The organism is Nautilia sp., assembly GCF_053994455.1.
Genome location: NZ_JBMYAU010000067.1, coordinates 1 through 6,123, shown reverse-complemented (window position 1 = coordinate 6,123; position 6,123 = coordinate 1). Strand labels below are relative to the sequence as shown.

Below are 6,123 nucleotides of genomic sequence, written 5' to 3'. Positions count from 1 at the left end.
ATCCTTTTTTATAATAATATCACATTAGCGCTTTTTAAATCATCTAAAGATTTCAATAAAAATTCTCTGTTAGCTTCATTTTTTAATAAATATTCGGTTTCATCTTCTTTAATTATTATTTTCATTTTGGCATTTTTAAATTTTATTTTTAACATTTTAAAAAAATTATTGTCAAATTCTTCTATATTCATATCAAACACCGCCTGTATTTATACCTTCTTTTATTATATTATAGCAAAAATATACATATTTGTGTATTTGTTATTAGTGTATTTGTATATTAGTTATTGGGGTAGAAAAGTTTTATACTAATTCAAAACAAATTCCCTATCTTTCACCTTCTTTCACCCTCCCCCCGCTACTTTTTAAGTGGCCGGGTTCGCTGCGCTCATTTTCACCCTTTTTCACCCTTCACTAACCTCCACATCTCTTCTTCACTCAAAAGATTCACTCCTAGTTTAACGGCTTTATCATACTTGCTTCCGGCATCTTCCCCGTATATAACGAAATCCGTTTTTTTGCTTACGCTGTTTGTAACTTTTGCACCTAAATCTTCCAATATCTTTTTAATTTCGCTTCTTGGTCTGCTCATTGTCCCAGTTAACACCACCGTTTTACCGGTAAAAGCAGACTCTTTAACTTCTTTTTTTTCAGGATTTTTAGGTTTTAGTATTTCAATTAATTTTTCTATTTTTTCTTTGTTTACCCTTATATATTCTGCAATGGATTTTACCATTTCAGATCCGAAACCTTCTATTTCTTCAAACTCTTCCGGGTCGTGTTTATAAAATTCCACACCGAATTTTTCACATATTTTTTTGCTTGCAACTTCCCCTATATGTTCAATTCCCAATGCATTTACAAACCTCCAGCACTCAACCCCTACTCTGCTTTTTATGGCATTTACAAGATTTTCGGCCTTTTTCCTGGCAAAAAGAGGCAGTTTTTCAAGATCCTCCACTTTTAATTTAAATATGTCCGTTATATCTTTTACAAGTCCATGCTCATACAAAAGTTTTGCGACACTTTCCCCAAGCCCCTCAATATCCAGGCAGTTTTTACTTGCGAAATAAATTATTGTATTAACAACCCTCGCCGGACATGAAAGGTTTTGACACTTAATAAGTCCACCCTCGTCCAGCACTTCCGCACCGCATACGGGACAGTGGGTAGGACGCGGAATCGGTTTTTCCTCTCCAGCTCTTTTCCATGTAAGGACTTTAGTAATTTTAGGTATCACATCCCCGCTTCTTATCACAATAACATGATCCCCTATTCTTACATCCATTCTTTCAATTTCGTCAAAATTGTGAAGAGTCGCCCTCTCAACAGTCACTCCCCCGATTTCCACAGGCTTTAATATAGCTACCGGTGTTAAAACGCCCGTCCTTCCGACCTGTATCACCACATCTTCGATAATTGTCTCTTTTTCAACGGCAGGGAATTTATACGCCACCATCCAGCGCGGATATTTTTGTGTGTAACCTAAAATCTCATGATATTTAAGTTCATCTACTTTAACCACCATCCCGTCAAGCATTACTTCAAAACTTTCCCTAAACTCTATAAACTCTTCATATTTTTTTTCAATACACTCTATTTCTTTGCAAACCCCTCTTTTAGGAGGTTCTTTAAAGCCAAGCGAATAAATATACTCCATAAGTTCACTGTATTTAGTAATAATTTTTTTACCGTATTCATAATTTTCAATTCTAAATTCTCCATTCTCAATCCCCTTGCCTACTCCCCAGGGATAAAATATAAGAGGTCTTTTTGCGGTAATTTTCGGATCAAGCTGCCTGAGGCTCCCCGCTGCGGCGTTTCTTGGATTTGCGAATGTAGGCTCGCCGTTTTTTAGTCTTTCCTCATTCAGTTTTTCAAAATCATCTTTTTTAATTACAACCTCACCCCTTATTTCAATAAGAGATTTTTCTTTTATTTCAAGCGGAATGGATTTTATAGTCTTTGCATTAAGCGTTACGTCTTCACCTATTTCGCCGTCACCTCTCGTTTCCGCTCTTATAAGTTTGCCATTTTCATATACCAGGTTTAAACTCGCCCCGTCAAATTTAGGCTCTATATAAAAACTAAAATCTTCATGTCCCAAAATCCTTTTAACCCTTCCGACCCAGTCTAAAAAGTCGTTTTCGTTAAACACGTCTTCCATAGACCACATACGGCTTAAATGTTTTGCTTTTTCAAAACCTTCAAGCACAACATCACCGACTCTTTGAGTAGGTGATGAAGGGTCGATTTCATTTGGATGGGCCTTTTCATACTCTTCGACTTCATGATAGAGCTTATCGTATTCTTCATCCGTAACTAAAGGATTATCTAAAACATAATAATAATATGCCCATTTTTTAAGTGTTTCAACGGCTTTTTTATATTCATTATAATTTTTTATCATCCCAACTCCGTTTTTATTTTGATTATAACAAAAAGAAGATTAAAAATAGTAGCTAAGAGAGATTTTAGTCTGTTTTTGTTTGGTAGAAGTAAGATATTCTGCGGTTAAAACAAAATTATTTTTAAAATCGTAGCTTCCTCCGATTAATAATGAATTCATATTTTTAGTATAGTTTCGTATTGCGGTAATATAAGCTGTAAGATAGTCAATATAAAAATCTTTTTTTGAGATTTTAGCATACAAAAATTTGTTTTTATTCCAGTCTTTATACCATTCACCCGTAACACTGAAATCATACTCGCTTGCATATTTAAACCCTAAAAGGTATGAATTTTTGTTTTTTTCATCAAAGCCATATTCCCCGTGCATTTCAAGTTCCGTCATCAAATTAAAGGAAAAATCAACCCCGTATCTGTCGGGATATACATTACTTTTTTCAAACATACAGTCAATATCAATATCTTTATAAAGCATATAAAGCTTCGCACCCCAGTTTTGTGATTTTTGCAAATCGGAATTAAAGGTATTTGATGACGGCATATAGATTAAATCAAGTGAATAATTTTTAACCGTAGAATTTGGTGTATCTATTGTTTTAAAATGCACAACTTCATAACCCTGCTTTAAATCCTCGGGATAAAGAGGGCTTTTTGGACGCGTAAAGAAACTAACCGCGCTATAAGCATACCCTTTCCCCCATTTTAAAAGCTCTTTTCCAAATGTAATATTTTTATTTACATCCCCGTATTTAACGTAAAGCTCATTTACTATGCCGTATGTTGAAGTATCGTATTTGTCGGTTGTATAATACCCGCTCCAGTTTCCTTTGAAATACCATTCATTCTTTTTATAATCACCCTCAAAATTAAGCTCACTTTTAAATTTTGTATATTTTTCCTTATCTTCAATATAATAAAATTCCGGCTTAATATAGCCTTTGTAGCTGTAAGGTTTGTCTAAATTTTCTAAATCAAAAGATATATCTATATTATCCAAATCCCCTGCTGTTAATACAAGGCAAGACAATGCATATAATGAAAAAATATATTTGAATTTCATTCTCAATTCTTCATTAAAATTGATTTTCTTATTTCATTAAGATGCGGCATAAATTCAAGTGTAAAATATTCGTCTTTAAGCTTTCTTGGTTTAATCTTAGCCCAAATCATAATACTTTTATATCCCTTTTGAAGCGGTGAGGTCGTCTGCATAACCGCGGGTCTTACTATTCCGTTTCCAAAATCGGTAATTTTTCCGTATTCAATCGTTTTAATCAAAATCCCCCCGGCATAACAATCAAGCTTTAGAGGAAGTTTTCTTTTAAGATCTATTTTCATAACAACCTTTTCATAAGTGACATCTTCGCTTTTTGCTTTGAGGTAAAGAGTATCACCCACCTGTTTTTCTATATCGTATTCAACCGCATAATCAACCCTTAAAATATCGCTGTTGTTAAACACTCCTCCCGTTACACTCTGAGCGGACGCAACCCTCAAAGGTTTTGCAATCCCCGGGATATAAAGCCACATATTATCCCCAAGCCTTAAAAGCGCCCTGCCGTAGTCGCTTTTTGGTTTTAAAAAGAGATTTGCGATTTTATCCTTGTCTTTTTTAATCATCCACATAAGAAATTCTTTTTTGCTGCCGTCGGGTTCGATGTTTATAAGCTTTTTATATGCTTCAAAACTTGCAGGATTTAAGTTTTTATCAATCTCTTCAAGAATATTTCCTGCTAACAAAAACACGGGAACCAATACTGCTAATAGTAATTTTTTCATATTCCATCCTTAACTTTTAATTTTTACTTTTTTAACTTCTAAGCGCTTCTATAGGTTTCAAACTTGCCGCTTTAAATGCCGGATACAAACTTGCAATTACCGCAATTACCACAACCATTACCCCCACACCCGTAACATTTTTCCAATCAATTACCGGTTTTAAAAGTAAATTGCTCTGCCTTCCGAAACTATAATGGATATCACCTATTATATACACAAAAGCGACACTTACAACAACCCCTATAAAAAATCCGAAAATACCGAGCAGCAGCCCTTCATTTACAAACATTGAAACGATAAAGCTTTTAGGCGTTCCCATCGCTTTCATGGTTCCTATCTGTTTGATTCTCTCATACACACTCATAATCATTACATTTAAAATTGATACAAGCACGATGGAAATAAGAATAATTTCAATACTGAACGTCATCAAATCAAGCATTTTTACAATATTCGCAAAAGGAGAGAGTTTAATCCACGTATGCACCTCAAGTTTAGGTTTTTTAATACTTTTTACGAATTTTACAAGTTCTTTATTTACTTTTTCGAGCATATCCGGGTTTTTGAGTTTTATTACTATTTCGTTTATTTCCGACTTTTTGATCCTTAAAAGCTTTCTTGCATCTTTAAGGTTAATATACCCGTCTCTTCCGCCGGGACCGGAAATTATACCTACAATTCCGCTTACTTTTAGCGTCTTTGCGTTCATACTTCCGTTTTTGTTGGTAGCCACAAGCACCACAACGTCACCGATTTTTAGTTTGAGGCCTTTTGCAATAAGTTCTGGTATTACAATTTCACCAACTCTAGGAAGATGGCCTCTTAGTCTTTCTTTCAAAAGCGGCAGGGTTTTTGCTTCCATCTGAGGATTTATCCCATTAAGCCTGATATTTGTAGAATCGGTATAATTGCTTATCATCCCCCCGAATTTCAGCCTTTTGCTGTATGAATGAATTTCAGGCATTGAGTTTAGTTTTTCTTCAATTTTTTTAACGATTTTAGGACCTAAATTTTTATCAAGAGGAAGCGAATCAAGACTTGAAACGTATCCTTTTTTGTGAATTTGGAGCTCACCCATCACGCTGTCGGTAATCTGAGCTATCATTGAGTTTTTAAAGCTTTCGGCATACGTAATGTAAAGCACTACAAAAACCACGCCTATTGCTATAAGCGAACCTGTAAGGGCTGTCCTTCTTCCCATTCTGACGAGGTTACGAAACGCTATTTTAAAACTTTCCATTTTATTTCCTTTCGTCTTTTATTATTTTTCCGTCCTGCAGATATAAAACCCTGTCAACCTCGTCGATAAGATGCGTATCGTGTGTTGAAAAAATAAAAGTGGTGTTGAATTCCCTTTGCATTTTACGCATAAGTTCAATTACCCTATGGCTTGTTACGCTGTCAAGGTTTGCGGTAGGTTCATCGGCCAAAACTATAAGAGGGTCGGTTACAAGCGCCCTTGCCACCGCAACCCTTTGTTTCTGTCCGCCGGATAACTGGTCAGGAAACTTATTTATTTGATCGCTCATACCTATGTCTTTAAGAAGATTTTTTACTTTTTCATCGTCTTTTCTTTTATGTATTACCTTAAGAGGAAAATTGACGTTTTCAAATACGTTAAACACCTCAATCAGGTTAAAATCCTGAAAAACATACCCCAAATGGTCGGCTCTGAATTTCGTAAGTTCTTTTTCATCCTTTTTTGTAATATCCGCACCGGCAACCTCGACTCTTCCCTCATCTGCCCTGTCAAGCGCGCCGATAATATTTAAAATCGTGGTTTTACCGCTGCCGCTCGGGCCTATTAAAGCCACAAACTCGCCTTTTTCAATCTCAAGGTCAAGCCCTTCCAAAACCTTAACCTCAATTTCCCCCGTTTTATATGACTTATGGACGTTTTTAAGTTTCACCATTGCAAAGCCTTTTTGTTATAAT

At 35.3% G+C, this 6,123-nt stretch carries 6 protein-coding genes; all 6 read right to left on the bottom strand.

Annotation, left to right across the window (positions count from 1 at the left end; genetic code table 11):
* Nucleotides 1-8 precede the first annotated feature (8 nt).
* The 6 genes from ACXJIE_RS04980 to ACXJIE_RS04955 all read right to left on the bottom strand — a co-directional run bounded on the left by ACXJIE_RS04980 (nucleotide 9) and on the right by ACXJIE_RS04955 (nucleotide 6,101).
* The gene (locus ACXJIE_RS04980; protein WP_456479874.1) at nucleotides 9-191 is read right to left on the bottom strand and encodes a hypothetical protein; all 183 of its coding nucleotides are present in this window, start codon (nucleotides 189-191) and stop codon (nucleotides 9-11) included.
* 203 nt (nucleotides 192-394) lie between these two features.
* On the bottom strand, nucleotides 395-2,410 hold the full coding sequence (gene ligA / locus ACXJIE_RS04975; RefSeq protein WP_456479873.1) for an NAD-dependent DNA ligase LigA: 2,016 nt from the start codon (nucleotides 2,408-2,410) through the stop codon (nucleotides 395-397).
* Between the two features lie 39 nt (nucleotides 2,411-2,449).
* On the bottom strand, nucleotides 2,450-3,469 hold the full coding sequence (locus ACXJIE_RS04970; protein ID WP_456479872.1) for a hypothetical protein: 1,020 nt from the start codon (nucleotides 3,467-3,469) through the stop codon (nucleotides 2,450-2,452).
* Between the two features lie 2 nt (nucleotides 3,470-3,471).
* Nucleotides 3,472-4,188, bottom strand: coding sequence for an outer membrane lipoprotein-sorting protein (locus tag ACXJIE_RS04965; RefSeq protein ID WP_456479871.1), 717 nt, complete (start codon nucleotides 4,186-4,188; stop codon nucleotides 3,472-3,474).
* A gap of 31 nt (nucleotides 4,189-4,219) precedes the next feature.
* Nucleotides 4,220-5,428: an ABC transporter permease gene (locus tag ACXJIE_RS04960; protein WP_456479870.1), complete on the bottom strand. Its 1,209-nt coding sequence runs from the start codon at nucleotides 5,426-5,428 to the stop codon at nucleotides 4,220-4,222.
* A 1-nt stretch (nucleotide 5,429) separates the two neighbouring features.
* The gene (locus ACXJIE_RS04955; RefSeq protein ID WP_456479869.1) at nucleotides 5,430-6,101 is read right to left on the bottom strand and encodes an ABC transporter ATP-binding protein; all 672 of its coding nucleotides are present in this window, start codon (nucleotides 6,099-6,101) and stop codon (nucleotides 5,430-5,432) included.
* Nucleotides 6,102-6,123 lie beyond the last annotated feature (22 nt).